15 protein-coding genes are annotated in these 20,703 nt (G+C 53.3%); 13 read left to right on the forward strand and 2 right to left on the reverse strand.

What is annotated here, in order from left to right; genetic code table 11:
• Positions 1–316 precede the first annotated feature (316 nt).
• Together ACJJH9_RS20195 and ACJJH9_RS20200 are read left to right on the forward strand one after the other, a co-directional pair.
• Positions 317–6,835 carry an RHS repeat-associated core domain-containing protein gene (locus ACJJH9_RS20195; protein ID WP_444923822.1) on the forward strand — a complete coding sequence of 2,173 codons (6,519 nt, stop codon included), beginning with the start codon at positions 317–319 and terminating at the stop codon, positions 6,833–6,835.
• Positions 6,836–6,855: 20 nt separating this feature from the next.
• Positions 6,856–7,107, forward strand: a complete 252-nt coding sequence (locus ACJJH9_RS20200) for an immunoglobulin domain-containing protein (RefSeq protein ID WP_353375420.1) — start codon at positions 6,856–6,858, stop codon at positions 7,105–7,107.
• Positions 7,108–7,228: 121 nt separating this feature from the next.
• Here ACJJH9_RS20200 and ACJJH9_RS20205 read toward each other — a convergent pair whose 3' ends face one another.
• Complete coding sequence (locus ACJJH9_RS20205; protein ID WP_371841551.1) at positions 7,229–7,615, reverse strand: helix-turn-helix domain-containing protein; 387 nt, start codon at positions 7,613–7,615, stop codon at positions 7,229–7,231.
• A gap of 126 nt (positions 7,616–7,741) precedes the next feature.
• Here ACJJH9_RS20205 and ACJJH9_RS20210 point away from each other — a divergent pair, with 126 nt between their 5' ends.
• The 5 genes from ACJJH9_RS20210 to ACJJH9_RS20230 all read left to right on the forward strand — a co-directional run bounded on the left by ACJJH9_RS20210 (position 7,742) and on the right by ACJJH9_RS20230 (position 13,775).
• A complete protein-coding gene (locus ACJJH9_RS20210; protein WP_444923823.1) occupies positions 7,742–10,765 on the forward strand; it encodes a CHC2 zinc finger domain-containing protein in 3,024 nt (1,007 codons plus the stop codon).
• A 5-nt stretch (positions 10,766–10,770) separates the two neighbouring features.
• Positions 10,771–11,793 (forward strand): site-specific tyrosine recombinase XerC, encoded by a 1,023-nt coding sequence (xerC, locus tag ACJJH9_RS20215; RefSeq protein WP_444923824.1) that lies wholly within the window; start codon positions 10,771–10,773, stop codon positions 11,791–11,793.
• Positions 11,794–12,488: 695 nt separating this feature from the next.
• Positions 12,489–12,779, forward strand: coding sequence for a hypothetical protein (locus ACJJH9_RS20220; RefSeq protein WP_282950605.1), 291 nt, complete (start codon positions 12,489–12,491; stop codon positions 12,777–12,779).
• Entirely contained in the window at positions 12,698–12,997 is a 300-nt protein-coding gene (locus ACJJH9_RS20225) for a hypothetical protein (RefSeq protein WP_444923825.1), read from the forward strand. The genes ACJJH9_RS20220 and ACJJH9_RS20225 overlap by 82 nt, the downstream gene beginning before the upstream one ends.
• 526 nt (positions 12,998–13,523) lie before the next feature.
• Entirely contained in the window at positions 13,524–13,775 is a 252-nt protein-coding gene (locus tag ACJJH9_RS20230; RefSeq protein WP_353375420.1) for an immunoglobulin domain-containing protein, read from the forward strand.
• A 121-nt stretch (positions 13,776–13,896) separates the two neighbouring features.
• Here the strand turns inward: ACJJH9_RS20230 and ACJJH9_RS20235 are convergent, their stop codons facing one another.
• Positions 13,897–14,283, reverse strand: a complete 387-nt coding sequence (locus ACJJH9_RS20235) for a helix-turn-helix domain-containing protein (RefSeq protein WP_371841551.1) — start codon at positions 14,281–14,283, stop codon at positions 13,897–13,899.
• Between the two features lie 126 nt (positions 14,284–14,409).
• Between ACJJH9_RS20235 and ACJJH9_RS20240 the strand changes: the two genes are divergently transcribed.
• From ACJJH9_RS20240 to ACJJH9_RS20265, 6 genes are all read left to right on the forward strand, one after another.
• Positions 14,410–17,433, forward strand: a complete 3,024-nt coding sequence (locus ACJJH9_RS20240) for a CHC2 zinc finger domain-containing protein (RefSeq protein WP_444923823.1) — start codon at positions 14,410–14,412, stop codon at positions 17,431–17,433.
• Positions 17,434–17,438: 5 nt separating this feature from the next.
• Complete coding sequence (gene xerC / locus ACJJH9_RS20245) at positions 17,439–18,461, forward strand: site-specific tyrosine recombinase XerC (RefSeq protein ID WP_444923824.1); 1,023 nt, start codon at positions 17,439–17,441, stop codon at positions 18,459–18,461.
• 695 nt (positions 18,462–19,156) lie between these two features.
• Entirely contained in the window at positions 19,157–19,447 is a 291-nt protein-coding gene (locus ACJJH9_RS20250) for a hypothetical protein (RefSeq protein WP_282950605.1), read from the forward strand.
• Complete coding sequence (locus ACJJH9_RS20255; protein ID WP_444923825.1) at positions 19,366–19,665, forward strand: hypothetical protein; 300 nt, start codon at positions 19,366–19,368, stop codon at positions 19,663–19,665. The genes ACJJH9_RS20250 and ACJJH9_RS20255 overlap by 82 nt, the downstream gene beginning before the upstream one ends.
• Before the next feature lie 89 nt (positions 19,666–19,754).
• Positions 19,755–20,162 carry a hypothetical protein gene (locus ACJJH9_RS20260; protein WP_444923826.1) on the forward strand — a complete coding sequence of 136 codons (408 nt, stop codon included), beginning with the start codon at positions 19,755–19,757 and terminating at the stop codon, positions 20,160–20,162.
• A gap of 275 nt (positions 20,163–20,437) precedes the next feature.
• Positions 20,438–20,662, forward strand: a complete 225-nt coding sequence (locus ACJJH9_RS20265) for a hypothetical protein (protein WP_444923827.1) — start codon at positions 20,438–20,440, stop codon at positions 20,660–20,662.
• Positions 20,663–20,703: the final 41 nt, after the last annotated feature.

Below are 20,703 nucleotides of genomic sequence, written 5' to 3' on the forward strand. Positions count from 1 at the left end.
AACCAACCGAAAATTTACAGATGCTGGGCTTTTAGAAATTAGTAATGCCCTGGCCCCTTTTTTGAGATAAAGGCCGAGCACATTGAATGGGGAGCTGTAGGGGTGCTCCAGCATACCATCTTATGGCAGGTAATAAATTACCACCGATGCCTTTTCCTACCTCTTTAATATTTGCGATAAAGCAGCAGTATTCCCTAAATTTACCTTAAATAAAATACATGAATGTCAGCTAAGTCAGCTGGTTGGCACATTAATACTCTGCCCCAAAAAGTGTGATAGGATCGCCAAAATTTTTTTCTCGAAGAGTAAGTTTCTAATGTACTCCTTCCGCATTCTATTGCTGATATTGGCCTGCCTACTGAGTGGCCAAGCTTTTGCAACGATCAGTATTTCTTCTACCACAAGTAGTACAGGAAAATACACGGTCACTTACTCCTACCCCTTGCCGCCCTCTGATTGGATGAGCCATCTTTCATCCCTAAAAGTAGTGGAGCTAAAAAATGGAACGGTTAATAGAACCTTTAGTGGTTTAAGTACTACCAATCCTTCTGGCAGCCTTTCAATTTCTGTGAGTTCAACAGCGCAATATACTTATCAATTAAAAGCGATGGTTTCTGATTGTATTAATATTCAGGATACCAGGCCGATTTCTTGTGGACGCTGGACTTTCCCGAAAGAGACTGATGCTGGGTCGGCTGTTATAAATGTCGTATTTAAACCCAATACGCCTTCATCGCTAACGTTTTCTTGGGTAGAAAGCGGAAATATTGATACTACTGGAATATATAGAATCCATTGGGGGGCTCCCAATGGAGGGCATACAGTCTCTGGCTATCAGTGGTGTCAGGAAACTAATGGTAGCTGGCAGTCCGACAGCAGCTGTCTCAAAGTTAGTAAGAGCATTCTAGAGCGAAAATTACCCACTTCTACCGGTACTATGCCAAGTGGCAAGTATCGATATAGAGTACGTGCCTATGCACAAATTGGAGATTATTATCAATACAGCGGCTGGCGCACCTCCTCAACGCTCTATGTTAAGCATTATCCAGTCCAGGTTAGTGGCTGGCAGGAGCCGGGTGGCAGTACGCTACCTGGGCCCAGTTTCCAACTTAAGTGGAATTCTGTTGCAGATCCTGACGACTCTGATCCGGTAATTAACTATGACCTGGAATGGAATGTAAACGGCGGTGGCTTTAGCGATGTTTTTACCACTAAACCTACTTCTACATTAGTAACGATCAGCAAGGCCACCACAGGCAGAGATATCACTGCCGATGATTATGAATTCCGGGTTAGGGCTTGTAACAGTTCCGGCTGCGGCCCCTGGTCCACAACAAAACGATTAGCTCCCCCCACACCGCCAGAGCCTGAGTTTTCAGATAATCACCCTACGCAGTTTTTCAAACTGGACCAAAACATCACCTGGAAAGATGTTGGGGCGAGTGTCTATAAACTGGAACGCATGCGCAAGGGCGAGACTGGTTGGACTACTGTGGTCGCCAACACCGCAGGCACTAGCTATTTCGATGGCGGCAGTGAACCTGGCACCTACCAATATAAGCTGACTGCCTGTATTGATTTTGCGGATAATTGTGCTTCGGTACTAAGCCCCTGGATCAAAGTGCATAGTCTGGCCAATACCGACGAAGCTCCAGCGGTCACCACCGAGCAAGCAACTACACCGGGCACCCTGCCATATAGTGCCGATGTCAGTGCCACCGGTAATGCCATTATTAATGTCCCCCTGCAGCCGGCGCCCGGCGTCAATGGGTTACAGCCTAATTTATCCCTGTCTTACACCAGCTCTCGCTTCCAGCAGCGTATGACGGAAACCCTGCCGGAGGATATCCTCGGTTATGGCTGGAGTGTTAATGGGTTTAGTAATATTCGCCGCTGTGTCGTAAACAGGCCCAACAGCGATAAAATCCTTCTGACGGATGAAGATTCCCTGTGCCTGAATGGGACACCGCTGGTACTGGTTTCCGGAACGCACTGGCAATCGGGTGCCCAGTATCGCTCTCTGCTCGATAACTTCAGCCTGATTGAGTTGCAGAAAAATGATGACGGTAAGATCTGGTTCAGGGTAAAAACCCCCAATGGTTCAATCCGTGAGTATGGAGCCACGGCGGATAGTCGCCTGCGAGGTGAAAATACCCCGCATATTGCCTGGAGCTTGAATAAAATTACCGATGCCTTCGGCAACACGATGGCCTACAAATACCATCGCGACCTTATCGAGGGCATCAGCTATCCCCTGGAAATCACCTACGGCAACCAGGGCGATGCAAAAATAGAATTCCAGTACGGTACCCGTACCGATGCCCCACCGGTGCCCTTGCAGGAAATCCAGCAGGAACAGCTGGTGCTGTTGCACCATATCCGCGTGCACCTGGATGGCAAACTACAGCGGGAATACAAGCTGATCTCCGAGGAGGAGCCCGCCGATCCCGAGCAGGCCCATTACCGCCGCCTCAAGCAGGTACAGCTGTGTGCTTATGATGAAGCTGGTACCGGTCGCCAGTGCCTGAAACCGCTGGAATTCAGCTGGAAATTTACCGACTCCGCCAACCCGGATGACTTTGAAACCGGCATCGAAATGGTCACCAATGGCCTCGGTGCCAAGACCAAATTTGTCCTTGAACGTATCTCCGATAATGTTGGAGAAGAGGAAGCAGGCCGTTTTAGCGAAGGCACTACTATATTTGGCTCTACTGTTGGCGCAATACCCGATGTTAGCCCGGTAGAGCCAGAGGGTGGAGACTACCGCACCGTAGTGACCGAAATACATCGCTCCAACGGCTACAGCCTAGGCTGGCATACTACCTATTACACTTATCAGGGTGTCGGCCTAACCAGTGACAAAGGCTGGGGCTTCCTCGGCTATCACGCCCAACGCATCTGGGACCCACAAGCCAAAATTGTAACCTACCGCCAGTTCCGCCAGGACTTTCCTTACTTTGGCAAGGTGGCGCGGCAGGTTCAGTATTTTGACAATTATGAGTTTGGCGAACTGCTCACTAACCAGCGCTTTAGTTACGATGCCCTTGAGCTCAGTGCCGGTGATAGTAAGACCTACTACCCTTATCTGGCGCAAAGCTTGGACACCCAGTTGGAGGGGGGGCAAACACTCGGGTATGTAGTCAGTGACAACGCACCCGAGGCTATCTCTTATGGCGATGCGGGAGATTTGTTAAGCGGCAGTGTGAGCACCAGCCGTGTAATGAAAACTGTTCAGATTAACGACTCCCAGAGTGTTTGGGGTGAGGTGCTGCCGGCCAGCAATTACGGCGATACACAGCGCAGCGTGGAGAGCACCACGCTGCTGGAAAACCGCGTCAGCGGCAATTGGCTGATCGGCTTCCCCAGTGCCCAGGAACAGCGCCACTTTAGTGGCGATACCAGCGGCAGCCCAGATCAACAGTCCAATAGCGCCATGACCCCTTATGGCAACACGAATAAGGTGCATACGGCAACCCAGTATCCCGGTGATGCCAAATACCAGATGGTGGTCACTTATGACTACGATGCCTATGGCAATGTGACCAGTGAAAGCGCCACCGGCAAGGTGGATGCCACAATTAATGGCTCTAGCACTCAAACGCGCAGCACCCAGGTGAACGGCGCCTTCTCTGATCGGCGCTACCCGACTAGCCTGAGTAATATCTTGGGCCACACCATTACCATGGACTACGACCACCGCTTTGGCAGCATCACCCAGGTGACCGATGCGAATCTCCAGTCCAGCAGTATCCAGTACGATCCCTTTGGCCGCGAGATTAGCAGCACCAATGCGGATGGAGTGGCGTTCAACACCCAGTACAACTTCTGTTTCGCTAATTGCCCCGTTGTTGACAGTATCGAAGTGCCTTACTCGGTACAGACCAGCTCGGCAATTACCCCCACCTCGGAATACTATTACGACCAACTGGGCCGTTTGGTACGGCAGGATGTAGAGGATTTCTTCGGTAACAACGTCTCTCGCCGCGAATACAAGTACGACCCTCTCGGGCGGCTTAATATGGAGACGGCCCCCTTCTTTGCCCAAGGTAACTCAGCGGTAGATGGTTACAAACCGACTACCAATTACGAATATGACTTGCGTAACCGCCTCGATTATATAGAGAAAGCCGGTGGCGGCACGGTGGATATTGATTACAGCGTAGCGACGGGCAACAGTGGCAAGCAGGTCAAAGTCCGTGTAACGGAATCGGTAGTGGGAGGGAGTGGTAACAGCACCCAGGTGCAGGAGAGCTACTACGACCTCAGTGGCGATCTGGCCCGCACGATCGATGACGCCACCGGCGAAGCGATAACGACCGACTACACCTACTACGGCAGCGGCCTGCCGAAAACTGTGTTGGTAAACGGCGGTAGCCGCACTATCGAATCCAGTTTTGTCTTCGACTATGCCGGCTTCCGCACCAGCATGACCGATGCCAATTTGGGCACCGTCTCCAGCAGTTACAACGCCTTTGGTGAGCTGCAGCAACAGACCGATAACAAAAGCCAGAGCATTACCTATCTGTACGACCAGCTGGGCCGTATGCTGGAGCAGCAAGATGCCCAGGGCCTGGCCCAATGGCAATACGATGCCGTGAATGCAAAGGGTGGCCTGCAGAGCCGTAGTTATACCGAAAATGGCTCGCAGGTGTTTTTTGAGGAATACATCTACCGCTCCGACAGCAAGCTGGACACTATCCGTACTCAGTTACTAGCCGCTGGTGCCAGCCGTAATTACCAACATCAGTACGGCTACGACAGCTATGGGCGTACCAACAAAGTGGTTTACCCCAACAATGTCGAAGCCCACTACCGCTATAACGCGCGCGGTTATATGCAGAGCCTCAGCAGTGATGCTGCCGGCAGCAATCCTCTGCAAACCTTTGACAGCATCAACGCCTGGGGCCAGGTAGAAAAGGAGAGCTACGGCAACGGCCTGATTACCAATCGCACTTACGACCCCAATACCGGGCGCCTGCAAACCATTAAAACCGGTGGCGGTCAGGTACAAAACAACGAGTACCGCTGGCGCTCCAACGGCACCCTGCAAAGTCGCCTCACCTACAATGCCTCCCAGGCCCTGCAGAAGCAGGAAGACTTTAGCTACGACGGTCTCAATCGCCTGCGCCACGCCACCATGCAAGTCGGTGGCGATCGCGTGCTTAGCACCCAGTATGACAAGCTCGGCAATATCCTCGCCAAGACCTCCAGTGTCAGTAACGACACCCAGGTCAGCGGCTACCAGTACGGTGAGTTTGGCAATGCCGGTCCCAATGCGGTCAGCAGTGTCACCATTAACGGCATCTCCCACAGTTTGCACTACGATGCCAACGGCGCTATTGAACGCTATGACGCCGCCAGCGGCGACGACAAATGGATTAGCTGGAACGCACGGCAACTGCCCACAGAAATTGTGCTGGGCAGCAGTCAAAGCGATAGCACACCGACCGCCAGAGACCGCTTCCACTATGGACCGGATGGCCAGCGTTTCTATCGCGAAAGCAGCTGGATGGAAGATGGCCAGCTAAAAACTGAGAAGGCCTTTATTGTGGGTAGCTACGAGGAGCAGATCCCCGCAGATGCCAGCATTCTCGCCATCGAAAAAACCGCACTGGCCGGCAGTGTTCAGCATATCGCTATTAAGGATCTCACCGGCACCAGCGGCGAATACCAATACCTGCACCGGGACCATCTGGGCTCCATCGAGAAAATCACCGATGAAGCCGGCCTGGAGATCTTAAATCTCGCCTTTAACCCGGACGGCAGCCGCCGGCAAGGAGACTGGAGCGGAGACCTAAACCAGCAACAACTACAGGAACTACTGGCAGTACAAGGCCTCACTACCAAGCGCGGCTACACCGGCCACGAACACCTGGACAGAACCGGCCTGATCCATATGAACGGGCGTATCTACGACCCCACACTGGGCCGCTTCCTCAGTCCCGATCCGATTGTGCAGGCACCGACCTACAGTCAGAACTGGAACCGGTATAGTTATGTGTTTAACAACCCGCTGAGCTTTACCGATCCCAGTGGGTATCGGATCACAAGGCGGTATCCTGAGAAACCGAAGAAGGATGATGGACAGGAACCTGACGGTCGTGATGGCGGCGATGGTGGTGTAGAGGGTGAAGTCAGTACAACAGGGCAACCAATCCAGGTCACAGGTGCTAAAGTGGTCGGCAGCCTAGGGGCGATAAGTGCTATAACCGGGGGAGCGCCTTCAAAGGTTGGTGGTTTATCGGACATTATTGTTGCGTTAGAGAGGGCGAAACATAAGCAGAAAGAGTCTGAGTGTGATACAGATAGTAAATGTACTCCTACCGGTGAGTCCTATGATGATGAGGTAACAGTCACTGCACAAAAGGGTGGTCTTTGGAATGCGGCTAAAGGCTATGCTGGTGCATTCTGGGATGGGGCTAAATGGCGTTATAACGCGGTAGCAAATGGGTTAAGTCAAGATTTCTCTGAAGGTGTTCTTGAGGGAATAATTAATTTTACTGGTGGTCGAACAGATCAGGGCTTCTTTGAGCAAACATTGGAGACTTATAAGTCTACGAGCATAGTCGCCGGCCCGATTGTTGACCTTGATAAAAAACTAACATCAATAGCTGTCGGCGGTGCAGTAACTAGGACTTACGGTGGTTACTCTTTTGGCCAGCTTGCCTTAAAAGGCCCTGCCCCTCACCTGGGTACCTATGCGGCGTCAGCACGGTTGGCAGCGGGAACGGCGGCAATCAACTCTGTATTGATAACTAGCTCATACGAGTTTGGAAACGGGGTAGGGTCGCTTACAAGAACATTCGTAAATAGAGCTGCGAGAGCTTTTGAATAGGTCGGTTGGAATAGAGAAAAATGAGTAACTTTATCGGGAAAGACCAAGTTAATAAATTGACAGCAGGATACCGGATATTATCTTTTTTTATATCGGTTTTCTGTCTCTTGGCTGTATTAAGCATTCTTTTCTTTGGGAGGGATGAAGAGATAACCGTACCCTTTTTGATAATATCTGCAATGCCAGTCGTGTTGCTATATGTGTGCATTCCAATAGTATTTACTGGTTATCCTCCAAAGTTACTGCGCTGGGCAATGGGCAAAAAAGAGTGAAGAAAGCTAAGTCCCTTCTCGGTACTTTGTATAGCTTCCCGCATTTTTAATGCTCAAGTTACTATTTTATAAGCCCCGGCAGAGCGAACTGCCGGGGCTTTGTCATACCTGACGGAGTGTGTCAGTGACTAGCCTGCTGAATCACAGTCTCTAGCATCTCACTGACAAACTTCTGTTTAGCCTTGGGCAGCAGGGCCACCTGCTCAACCTGTCGCAATAGCTTCGGCACAGGCCCACGCTTGGCGGGTTTATCCTCCATGCCCACCAGCTCATCCACACTGATCCCAAACAGCTGCGCCAGCTTCGGCAGCATGGAAGCGGACACCTTGCGTCGCCCAGCCTCGAAGGACTGCATGTGCTGTTGGGAAATCCCCAAGTACTCTGCCAGCTGCACCTGGGTCATGCGCAGTTCTTTGCGCAGGCCGGCGATACGCTGGCCGAGCTGCTTAAAAAATAGTTGATCGTCTTCCGTCATCATGGCGAGTTCGTAGTCGGTCGCGGATGACATAGCTTACCCCCGGTTTTTAGCAGTGCTCCGAATGGTTGTTGCAAATACTCCTAATAGAAGTATTATGCATCCCAATTATTTTTTTGCAAAACCTCTTGACAGGTTTTTAGCGGAAACGGGGGAAATATGGCGCGTATCGCAGACCAGGAGATCGAGCGGATCAAGTCTGAGATCTCCCTATTGCGTCTGGTCGAGAGTCAGGGCTACCAGCCCGAGAGGCAGGGGAAGGATTATGTGGTCTCTTGCCCGTTCCACGATGAAAAAACCCCGAGCCTGATTATTAGTCCTAAATCCAACCTGTTTAACTGCTTCGGCTGCGGTGCCGCCGGCAGCGTGATTGACTGGGTGATGAAAACCCGGGGCGTGAGCTTCCGCTTTGCCTGCGAGTTATTGCAAAAGGACCTGGGCCTGATTACCGAAACCGGCACCAGGATGGTGAAACAAAACACCACCCTCAAACTGGATATGCCCCTGAATGCGGATGCCGATCACCCAATGGCGTTGGCGCAGGTCATGGATTATTACCATCAAACGTTGAAACAAAGCCCGGAAGCCCTGGCCTATCTGGAAACCCGGGGCTTGGGCGATAGGGAATTGATCGAGCGTTTTAAGCTGGGCTTTGCCAATCGCACCCTGGGTTACCGCTTGCCGGAAAAAGCCTACAAAGCCGGTAAAGAAATTAGAGGCAAATTACAGGCAATCGGTTTACTGCGGGCCTCTGGCCACGAGCATTTTAACGGCTCGTTGGTAGTACCGATCTTCAACCGTGGCGGCGACCTGGTGGAAATCTATGGCCGCAAGATCCGCGATGATCTGCGCAAAGGAACCCCCAAGCACCTGTACCTGCCCGGCCCCCATGCCGGGGTCTGGAACAGCGAAGGGCTGGAGGGCCAGCGGGAAGTGATTCTGTGCGAAGCGCTGATCGATGCCATGACCTTCTGGGTCAATGGTTATCGGAATGTGACTGCCAGCTACGGCACCTCCGGTTTTACCGATGACCATTTGCAGCACTTTAAACACTGCGGTGTTGAGCGGGTACTGATTGCCTACGATCGGGATGAAGCCGGCAACAAAGCCGCCGAACAACTGACCAAGCGCTTGAGTGAGGCCGGCATCGACGGCTTCCGTATCGAATTACCCAAAGGCATGGATGTTAACGAATACGCGTTACAGGTTACCCCGCCCGAAAAAAGCCTTGGCCTCGCGATTAGAAAAGCCGTCTGGCTGGGCAACGGCAAAGCACCGGAGCGACAGTTGGAGATCGAATCGCAAACCGGCCAACCGGTTGCTGTCGAAGCTGAAAACGAAGACAGTATCAATCCTGCTTTAGCCGCCCAACCCACCGAACCAGAAGTGGCACCACCAGCGGAAGCCGTCCCCGAATCCCCGCAAAGTGACATCACTGCGGAAGTGACCGACCAGGAAATTACCCTGAGCTTCGGCAACCCGAAAGTTAACCCTCGTCGCTACCGTATCCGCGGCCTGGAAAAAAACAAAAGCTATGAAGTGCTCAAGGTGAATCTACTGGCCAGTTGTGACGATGGCCTGCACGTGGACACCTTCGACCTGTACAACGCCAAGCACCGGCAGCAGTTTATCAAGCTGGCCGCGCTGGAACTGACGCAGGAAGAAAACACCCTCAAAAAAGACCTGGGCAAGGTGTTGCTCAAACTGGAACAGCTACAGGAACAACAGCTGGACGGTGAAAAGGCAGAAGCAGAACAGCCGAACCGCTTAAGCGATCAAGAACAGCAGCAAGCCCTGGAACTGCTGCGTGATCCCGACCTGTTGCAGCGCATCCTGTCCGACTTCGAACGCTGTGGCGTGGTGGGAGAAGAAACCAACAAACTGGTGGGTTACCTGGCCGCCGGCAGCCGCAAACTGACCCGGCCCCTGGCGGTAATGATCCAAAGCACCAGCGCCGCCGGCAAAAGCTCATTGATGGAAGCCGTATTAAACCTGGTGCCAGAAGAGGAGCGGGTACAGTACTCCGCCATGACCGGGCAAAGCCTGTTCTATATGGGGGAAACCAACCTCAAACATAAAATCCTCGCCATTGCCGAAGAGGAAGGCGCAAGCCAGGCCAGCTACGCCCTAAAGCTGTTGCAGAGCGAGGGGCAGATCACCATTGCCAGCACCGGCAAAGACGACAGCACCGGCAACCTGGTAACCCGTGAATACAAAGTGGAAGGCCCGGTGATGTTGTTCTTAACCACCACCGCCATCGATATCGACGAAGAGCTGTTAAACCGCTGTGTGGTACTCACGGTGAACGAATCGAGGGAGCAAACCCAGTTGATCCACGCCGCCCAGCGCCAGCGCCGCACCCTGGCCGGCCTCACCGCCAGCCTGGAAAAAGAACACTTGGTAAAACTGCACCGCAACGCCCAACGGCTACTCAAACCCCTGGCCGTGATCAATCCCTATGCCGATCAACTCACCTTCCTCGACGACAAAACCCGCACCCGCAGAGACCACGAAAAATACCTAACCCTGATCGACAGCATTGCCCTGCTGCATCAATACCAGCGTGAAGTGAAAACGGTAAACAGCAATGGCAAGACCATTGAATACCTGGAAGTGCAACTCGGTGATATCGAGATCGCCAACCGGCTGGCCCATGAAATACTGGGCCGCACCCTCGACGAATTACCGCCACAAACACGCAAGCTGTTGAAGCTGATCCAACAGATGGTCACCAAAGCGTGCAAACAGCAAAGCCTGGAACAAAAGGACTATCGCTTTAGCCGCCGGGATGTTCGGGAATATGTGCAATGGAGTGATACCGCCTTAAAGGTCCACGTTGCCAGGTTGGTGGAAATGGAATACCTGCTAGTGCATCGAGGTCGCGGCGGGCGTTATGACTATGAGCTGTTGTTCGATGGTAACGGAGCAGAGCTGCACTTAATGGGCTTGATCGATATAGAAAAACTGACCTATGACAGCAATCGGTCAGGGCAAAAAGAAACCTGGTCAGAGCAAAAGGAAAATCAGTCAGGGCGCGGTCAGGGCCTGGTCAGGGGGCAGTCAGGTAGCGAAAAAACGCCACAGCCCAATGCTGACAAGGCTTTAAGAAGAAGCGGTCTGAAAACCCCAAAAAGCACTTCTCGCCCTGAAAAAAATACTTCTGAATCTGTCGTACTCGCCTGATCGTAATGGACAATAAAAGCCTCCGCTTCCTGAGCCGCCTGTATCTGGAACACCTGCAAGTGATGCACTACTCCCCGCGCACTGTGGGCCAGCAAACCACCGCACTGGATCAGTTCGCCAACTGGTGCGAAGAGCGGGGTATCAGCCGCGCTAACGAAGTGACCAAACCAATCCTGGAGCGCTACCGCCGCCACCTGCACCACTCCAGAGACCGCAGCGGCAAACCCTACAGCGCCAGAAACCAAGCCGCCCGGCTGATCCCCATCCGAGGCTTCTTTAAATGGGCCACCCGGCAAAATTATTTACTCTACAACCCCGCCAGTGAGCTGGAGCTGCCGAAGATGGAACGGCGCCTGCCCAAGGCCACCTTAAGTGCCGAAGAAGCCGAAACCATCCTCGCCCAACCCAACACCACAACCCCGGAAGGGCTCAGAGACAGAACTATCCTGGAAGTGCTCTACAGCACCGGCATCCGGCGTATGGAATGCGTCAACCTGCAAAAAGCCGACCTCAATGCCAGCCAGGGTGTACTGGCCGTGCGTCAGGGCAAAGGCAAAAAAGACCGCTTCGTGCCGATTGGCGAAAGGGCCATCGAATGGCTGCAACACTACCTCGAAGATATCCGCCCCGGCTTTGTGGTGGAACCGGACAGCCAGCAAATCTTTATTGAAGCGAACGGGCTTCCGCTAACTCCCGACCGTCTCAGCCGCCTGGTTAGCAAATACATCAAGCAAGCCGATATCGGCAAAACCGGCTCCTGCCACCTGTTCCGCCACACCGTCGCCACCCTGATGCTGGACAACGGCGCCGACATCCGCTTTATCCAGCAAATGCTGGGCCACGCACACCTGCAAACCACCGAGATATATACCCATGTCTCGATCGTCAAGCTGAAACAGATTTACGCAGTGACTCACCCGGCCAAGCGGCAGCAAAAAAACCGGCAAACAGAAATACAAACCGGCACTGAGGAAATGGATTTACTGGAAACCCTGCAAGCCGAAGCCCAGGAAGAAGCGACGCTCTGAGCACTCAACCGCCTGTCACATGGCTTGCGAAAAACGGCAGCAAGCCAAAGCGCCAGGCTCGCCCCCTGCCAATGGAAAATACCAACCGTCCGTTCCACCTCCGCCACAAACAACGTGGCTCCGGGCAGCGCTTGCGCACTGCACAGGAAAAGAAGGTGGCTGCAAAGGCAAGCTCGCGTCTGTCACCCCGCTTGCAGAAAAAGCGCAAGCAGGCCGCCAGCCACCATCTTCCCTTAGCGGCCGCTGTCTAAGCCATGCCTCCCCCGGCTCACAAAAGCCGTTCGCCTCCCCGCCCGAAAAACACCTGCCCGCCGGCACGGGCAAGCCCTGTGCCGGCTGGGTGGGCGGTAGTGCCAATCACACATCCTGCCTGCGTCTGGTTCCCAAGGCGGGCAGGCCGGGCTGGTCGCAGGGTTTTTACCCCCCTGGCCCCCAAGGGGGGAATCCATAAGGCCGCGGCAAGCCGCGAAAAAACTTTATCTCTCCCCCCTAAATCCCCCCGCTGGGGGGACTTGAGGCAGTGCCACCCGGAAAGCCCGTGTCTGCTGTGTGTCTTCTCAGCATAACCCCGTGCTCGCCCCCTCAAGGCCAAGCCGCTGCGCGGTGCTCCGCAAACAACGCTGCGCAGCCTTGACCGGCCTGCGCGCGGGGTTCTGCACGTTCGCCACACAACATCCACTCAAGGAGGCATGGCCATGCCATCGCAAAAAGAAATCCAAGAACAAATAAACCAACTGTCGTATCCACTCGACAAAATCCTCAACACCGCCAACAACCTGCTCAAAACCGGCACCACCGGTGCCAGCACCAGCGAACAGATCGCCGCTGCGTTCGTGCTGGAGCGCATGGAATATCTGCCGCAAGGCTGGAGTGTTATCGAAGCCTGGGAGCGGCTTGATACCGAATGGCAGTACTACGTGAAGCTGCTGCAACAGGAATGCCGGCACCTGATCGAAGCCATCGAAGAAGCGGCACCACCGTTCTAGCCAAGCACCAAGAGGGGCAAACGCCCCTCGGCTTTAGCCGCCTGTCGGCGGTCAGGCGCTGTCGCGCCTGCGCGGCTAACCAGAAGGGGCCGTTGCCTCTGGAAAAACATCCGGCTAAGGTAAAACCCGCGTCGGGGCAAAAAAATGGTGAAGAGCCAGCGGCGCCGGGAAAAATGGTTCCTAACTCGTTGATTGCACTAGAGAAAATGGAAAGTTAAGGTACGACTGGCCTCGGGGTGATGTCTTTGCACAAAAGGGTGGTCTTTGGAATGCGGCTAAAGGCTATGCTGGTGCATTCTGGGATGGGGCTAAATGGCGTTATAACGCGGTAGCAAATGGGTTAAGTCAAGATTTCTCTGAAGGTGTTCTTGAGGGAATAATTAATTTTACTGGTGGTCGAACAGATCAGGGCTTCTTTGAGCAAACATTGGAGACTTATAAGTCTACGAGCATAGTCGCCGGCCCGATTGTTGACCTTGATAAAAAACTAACATCAATAGCTGTCGGCGGTGCAGTAACTAGGACTTACGGTGGTTACTCTTTTGGCCAGCTTGCCTTAAAAGGCCCTGCCCCTCACCTGGGTACCTATGCGGCGTCAGCACGGTTGGCAGCGGGAACGGCGGCAATCAACTCTGTATTGATAACTAGCTCATACGAGTTTGGAAACGGGGTAGGGTCGCTTACAAGAACATTCGTAAATAGAGCTGCGAGAGCTTTTGAATAGGTCGGTTGGAATAGAGAAAAATGAGTAACTTTATCGGGAAAGACCAAGTTAATAAATTGACAGCAGGATACCGGATATTATCTTTTTTTATATCGGTTTTCTGTCTCTTGGCTGTATTAAGCATTCTTTTCTTTGGGAGGGATGAAGAGATAACCGTACCCTTTTTGATAATATCTGCAATGCCAGTCGTGTTGCTATATGTGTGCATTCCAATAGTATTTACTGGTTATCCTCCAAAGTTACTGCGCTGGGCAATGGGCAAAAAAGAGTGAAGAAAGCTAAGTCCCTTCTCGGTACTTTGTATAGCTTCCCGCATTTTTAATGCTCAAGTTACTATTTTATAAGCCCCGGCAGAGCGAACTGCCGGGGCTTTGTCATACCTGACGGAGTGTGTCAGTGACTAGCCTGCTGAATCACAGTCTCTAGCATCTCACTGACAAACTTCTGTTTAGCCTTGGGCAGCAGGGCCACCTGCTCAACCTGTCGCAATAGCTTCGGCACAGGCCCACGCTTGGCGGGTTTATCCTCCATGCCCACCAGCTCATCCACACTGATCCCAAACAGCTGCGCCAGCTTCGGCAGCATGGAAGCGGACACCTTGCGTCGCCCAGCCTCGAAGGACTGCATGTGCTGTTGGGAAATCCCCAAGTACTCTGCCAGCTGCACCTGGGTCATGCGCAGTTCTTTGCGCAGGCCGGCGATACGCTGGCCGAGCTGCTTAAAAAATAGTTGATCGTCTTCCGTCATCATGGCGAGTTCGTAGTCGGTCGCGGATGACATAGCTTACCCCCGGTTTTTAGCAGTGCTCCGAATGGTTGTTGCAAATACTCCTAATAGAAGTATTATGCATCCCAATTATTTTTTTGCAAAACCTCTTGACAGGTTTTTAGCGGAAACGGGGGAAATATGGCGCGTATCGCAGACCAGGAGATCGAGCGGATCAAGTCTGAGATCTCCCTATTGCGTCTGGTCGAGAGTCAGGGCTACCAGCCCGAGAGGCAGGGGAAGGATTATGTGGTCTCTTGCCCGTTCCACGATGAAAAAACCCCGAGCCTGATTATTAGTCCTAAATCCAACCTGTTTAACTGCTTCGGCTGCGGTGCCGCCGGCAGCGTGATTGACTGGGTGATGAAAACCCGGGGCGTGAGCTTCCGCTTTGCCTGCGAGTTATTGCAAAAGGACCTGGGCCTGATTACCGAAACCGGCACCAGGATGGTGAAACAAAACACCACCCTCAAACTGGATATGCCCCTGAATGCGGATGCCGATCACCCAATGGCGTTGGCGCAGGTCATGGATTATTACCATCAAACGTTGAAACAAAGCCCGGAAGCCCTGGCCTATCTGGAAACCCGGGGCTTGGGCGATAGGGAATTGATCGAGCGTTTTAAGCTGGGCTTTGCCAATCGCACCCTGGGTTACCGCTTGCCGGAAAAAGCCTACAAAGCCGGTAAAGAAATTAGAGGCAAATTACAGGCAATCGGTTTACTGCGGGCCTCTGGCCACGAGCATTTTAACGGCTCGTTGGTAGTACCGATCTTCAACCGTGGCGGCGACCTGGTGGAAATCTATGGCCGCAAGATCCGCGATGATCTGCGCAAAGGAACCCCCAAGCACCTGTACCTGCCCGGCCCCCATGCCGGGGTCTGGAACAGCGAAGGGCTGGAGGGCCAGCGGGAAGTGATTCTGTGCGAAGCGCTGATCGATGCCATGACCTTCTGGGTCAATGGTTATCGGAATGTGACTGCCAGCTACGGCACCTCCGGTTTTACCGATGACCATTTGCAGCACTTTAAACACTGCGGTGTTGAGCGGGTACTGATTGCCTACGATCGGGATGAAGCCGGCAACAAAGCCGCCGAACAACTGACCAAGCGCTTGAGTGAGGCCGGCATCGACGGCTTCCGTATCGAATTACCCAAAGGCATGGATGTTAACGAATACGCGTTACAGGTTACCCCGCCCGAAAAAAGCCTTGGCCTCGCGATTAGAAAAGCCGTCTGGCTGGGCAACGGCAAAGCACCGGAGCGACAGTTGGAGATCGAATCGCAAACCGGCCAACCGGTTGCTGTCGAAGCTGAAAACGAAGACAGTATCAATCCTGCTTTAGCCGCCCAACCCACCGAACCAGAAGTGGCACCACCAGCGGAAGCCGTCCCCGAATCCCCGCAAAGTGACATCACTGCGGAAGTGACCGACCAGGAAATTACCCTGAGCTTCGGCAACCCGAAAGTTAACCCTCGTCGCTACCGTATCCGCGGCCTGGAAAAAAACAAAAGCTATGAAGTGCTCAAGGTGAATCTACTGGCCAGTTGTGACGATGGCCTGCACGTGGACACCTTCGACCTGTACAACGCCAAGCACCGGCAGCAGTTTATCAAGCTGGCCGCGCTGGAACTGACGCAGGAAGAAAACACCCTCAAAAAAGACCTGGGCAAGGTGTTGCTCAAACTGGAACAGCTACAGGAACAACAGCTGGACGGTGAAAAGGCAGAAGCAGAACAGCCGAACCGCTTAAGCGATCAAGAACAGCAGCAAGCCCTGGAACTGCTGCGTGATCCCGACCTGTTGCAGCGCATCCTGTCCGACTTCGAACGCTGTGGCGTGGTGGGAGAAGAAACCAACAAACTGGTGGGTTACCTGGCCGCCGGCAGCCGCAAACTGACCCGGCCCCTGGCGGTAATGATCCAAAGCACCAGCGCCGCCGGCAAAAGCTCATTGATGGAAGCCGTATTAAACCTGGTGCCAGAAGAGGAGCGGGTACAGTACTCCGCCATGACCGGGCAAAGCCTGTTCTATATGGGGGAAACCAACCTCAAACATAAAATCCTCGCCATTGCCGAAGAGGAAGGCGCAAGCCAGGCCAGCTACGCCCTAAAGCTGTTGCAGAGCGAGGGGCAGATCACCATTGCCAGCACCGGCAAAGACGACAGCACCGGCAACCTGGTAACCCGTGAATACAAAGTGGAAGGCCCGGTGATGTTGTTCTTAACCACCACCGCCATCGATATCGACGAAGAGCTGTTAAACCGCTGTGTGGTACTCACGGTGAACGAATCGAGGGAGCAAACCCAGTTGATCCACGCCGCCCAGCGCCAGCGCCGCACCCTGGCCGGCCTCACCGCCAGCCTGGAAAAAGAACACTTGGTAAAACTGCACCGCAACGCCCAACGGCTACTCAAACCCCTGGCCGTGATCAATCCCTATGCCGATCAACTCACCTTCCTCGACGACAAAACCCGCACCCGCAGAGACCACGAAAAATACCTAACCCTGATCGACAGCATTGCCCTGCTGCATCAATACCAGCGTGAAGTGAAAACGGTAAACAGCAATGGCAAGACCATTGAATACCTGGAAGTGCAACTCGGTGATATCGAGATCGCCAACCGGCTGGCCCATGAAATACTGGGCCGCACCCTCGACGAATTACCGCCACAAACACGCAAGCTGTTGAAGCTGATCCAACAGATGGTCACCAAAGCGTGCAAACAGCAAAGCCTGGAACAAAAGGACTATCGCTTTAGCCGCCGGGATGTTCGGGAATATGTGCAATGGAGTGATACCGCCTTAAAGGTCCACGTTGCCAGGTTGGTGGAAATGGAATACCTGCTAGTGCATCGAGGTCGCGGCGGGCGTTATGACTATGAGCTGTTGTTCGATGGTAACGGAGCAGAGCTGCACTTAATGGGCTTGATCGATATAGAAAAACTGACCTATGACAGCAATCGGTCAGGGCAAAAAGAAACCTGGTCAGAGCAAAAGGAAAATCAGTCAGGGCGCGGTCAGGGCCTGGTCAGGGGGCAGTCAGGTAGCGAAAAAACGCCACAGCCCAATGCTGACAAGGCTTTAAGAAGAAGCGGTCTGAAAACCCCAAAAAGCACTTCTCGCCCTGAAAAAAATACTTCTGAATCTGTCGTACTCGCCTGATCGTAATGGACAATAAAAGCCTCCGCTTCCTGAGCCGCCTGTATCTGGAACACCTGCAAGTGATGCACTACTCCCCGCGCACTGTGGGCCAGCAAACCACCGCACTGGATCAGTTCGCCAACTGGTGCGAAGAGCGGGGTATCAGCCGCGCTAACGAAGTGACCAAACCAATCCTGGAGCGCTACCGCCGCCACCTGCACCACTCCAGAGACCGCAGCGGCAAACCCTACAGCGCCAGAAACCAAGCCGCCCGGCTGATCCCCATCCGAGGCTTCTTTAAATGGGCCACCCGGCAAAATTATTTACTCTACAACCCCGCCAGTGAGCTGGAGCTGCCGAAGATGGAACGGCGCCTGCCCAAGGCCACCTTAAGTGCCGAAGAAGCCGAAACCATCCTCGCCCAACCCAACACCACAACCCCGGAAGGGCTCAGAGACAGAACTATCCTGGAAGTGCTCTACAGCACCGGCATCCGGCGTATGGAATGCGTCAACCTGCAAAAAGCCGACCTCAATGCCAGCCAGGGTGTACTGGCCGTGCGTCAGGGCAAAGGCAAAAAAGACCGCTTCGTGCCGATTGGCGAAAGGGCCATCGAATGGCTGCAACACTACCTCGAAGATATCCGCCCCGGCTTTGTGGTGGAACCGGACAGCCAGCAAATCTTTATTGAAGCGAACGGGCTTCCGCTAACTCCCGACCGTCTCAGCCGCCTGGTTAGCAAATACATCAAGCAAGCCGATATCGGCAAAACCGGCTCCTGCCACCTGTTCCGCCACACCGTCGCCACCCTGATGCTGGACAACGGCGCCGACATCCGCTTTATCCAGCAAATGCTGGGCCACGCACACCTGCAAACCACCGAGATATATACCCATGTCTCGATCGTCAAGCTGAAACAGATTTACGCAGTGACTCACCCGGCCAAGCGGCAGCAAAAAAACCGGCAAACAGAAATACAAACCGGCACTGAGGAAATGGATTTACTGGAAACCCTGCAAGCCGAAGCCCAGGAAGAAGCGACGCTCTGAGCACTCAACCGCCTGTCACATGGCTTGCGAAAAACGGCAGCAAGCCAAAGCGCCAGGCTCGCCCCCTGCCAATGGAAAATACCAACCGTCCGTTCCACCTCCGCCACAAACAACGTGGCTCCGGGCAGCGCTTGCGCACTGCACAGGAAAAGAAGGTGGCTGCAAAGGCAAGCTCGCGTCTGTCACCCCGCTTGCAGAAAAAGCGCAAGCAGGCCGCCAGCCACCATCTTCCCTTAGCGGCCGCTGTCTAAGCCATGCCTCCCCCGGCTCACAAAAGCCGTTCGCCTCCCCGCCCGAAAAACACCTGCCCGCCGGCACGGGCAAGCCCTGTGCCGGCTGGGTGGGCGGTAGTGCCAATCACACATCCTGCCTGCGTCTGGTTCCCAAGGCGGGCAGGCCGGGCTGGTCGCAGGGTTTTTACCCCCCTGGCCCCCAAGGGGGGAATCCATAAGGCCGCGGCAAGCCGCGAAAAAACTTTATCTCTCCCCCCTAAATCCCCCCGCTGGGGGGACTTGAGGCAGTGCCACCCGGAAAGCCCGTGTCTGCTGTGTGTCTTCTCAGCATAACCCCGTGCTCGCCCCCTCAAGGCCAAGCCGCTGCGCGGTGCTCCGCAAACAACGCTGCGCAGCCTTGACCGGCCTGCGCGCGGGGTTCTGCACGTTCGCCACACAACATCCACTCAAGGAGGCATGGCCATGCCATCGCAAAAAGAAATCCAAGAACAAATAAACCAACTGTCGTATCCACTCGACAAAATCCTCAACACCGCCAACAACCTGCTCAAAACCGGCACCACCGGTGCCAGCACCAGCGAACAGATCGCCGCTGCGTTCGTGCTGGAGCGCATGGAATATCTGCCGCAAGGCTGGAGTGTTATCGAAGCCTGGGAGCGGCTTGATACCGAATGGCAGTACTACGTGAAGCTGCTGCAACAGGAATGCCGGCACCTGATCGAAGCCATCGAAGAAGCGGCACCACCGTTCTAGCCAAGCACCAAGAGGGGCAAACGCCCCTCGGCTTTAGCCGCCTGTCGGCGGTCAGGCGCTGTCGCGCCTGCGCGGCTAACCAGAAGGGGCCGTTGCCTCTGGAAAAACATCCGGCTAAGGTAAAACCCGCGTCGGGGCAAAAAAATGGTGAAGAGCCAGCGGCGCCGGGAAAAATGGTTCCTAACTCGTTGATTGCACTAGAGAAAATGGAAAGTTAAGGTACGACTGGCCTCGGGGTGATGTCTTTGCACAAAAGGGAGCATGGCAACATACGAAGGATTTTGCCTCGTTTTTTGGTGAGCGAGTAATGAGTGGCGAAGTACGTGATGATATTTTCGATTACGGAATAGGTCTGGCAGAAGGTGGCGCTTCGGTAGTTAAGGGGTTGTACAATTTTGGTGAGCAATCCTACCGCCATTTATCTGGCGATACTCAAGCTAATTGGGAAGAAGCTGTATCTGGCGAAGCACTTTCGTTGTATATGACAAATGATACAGTGCGCTCTCACACAAATAGGTTTGTATTTAACAAAGTGGGTGATTTGAGTAATTACTCAGCAAGGAATATTGGACACCTTACGGGTCGTTTTATTACTGGTGCTCTTGGCGGACGATATGTAAATGCGTTTACAGGTGTTACGGCTGGCGTTGGTGATGGAGCCGCTGCTCTAAATAGGGGTGGAGACTTTGTTACAGGCTTCATATTTGGGGAATAAAATGGGTGATAGTTCTTTGATTCAAGCAGGCCGTATGTCGATGAACAGAAACGAAATTTTAGCTTTCACAATAAGCCTTATTGTTTCTGCTCTAATATTGTTGTACTTGTTTCGGTTTTGGTTTGCCGTTTACGTAATTTTATTTTTTGTTAGTGCATGGACGTTAGTTTCTATCCCATCTAAACGTAGAACTCTAAGGACAATTATATTTGGCTATTTCTCGGGATATGTCTTGTCGGCAGCGATAGGCTTTTTTTTCTTGGGTGTTGCTTAGAATGGGAAATATATTGTTTAAGATCTTTGGCTCTGTTTTCATTCTCTTAGGTATTTTAGGTTTGGTTAGTGGGGCTCTTAATTTATATAGCGGGCAATCGCAAGCTTACGATATTGGCTTTTTAATGGGCAATCTTGTCGTTACTTCTTTGTTTTTTTTGGTTGGTGTGAAGCTCTTTAAAAAGGCATCAAATAAGAAGGATAATAAAATAGAGGAAGCCTGTTAGCTGTTGCACAAAAGGCGAATACTGTTGGTGGCCACTTTGAG

The organism is Microbulbifer mixtoriginis (SeqCode), from assembly GCF_052466715.1.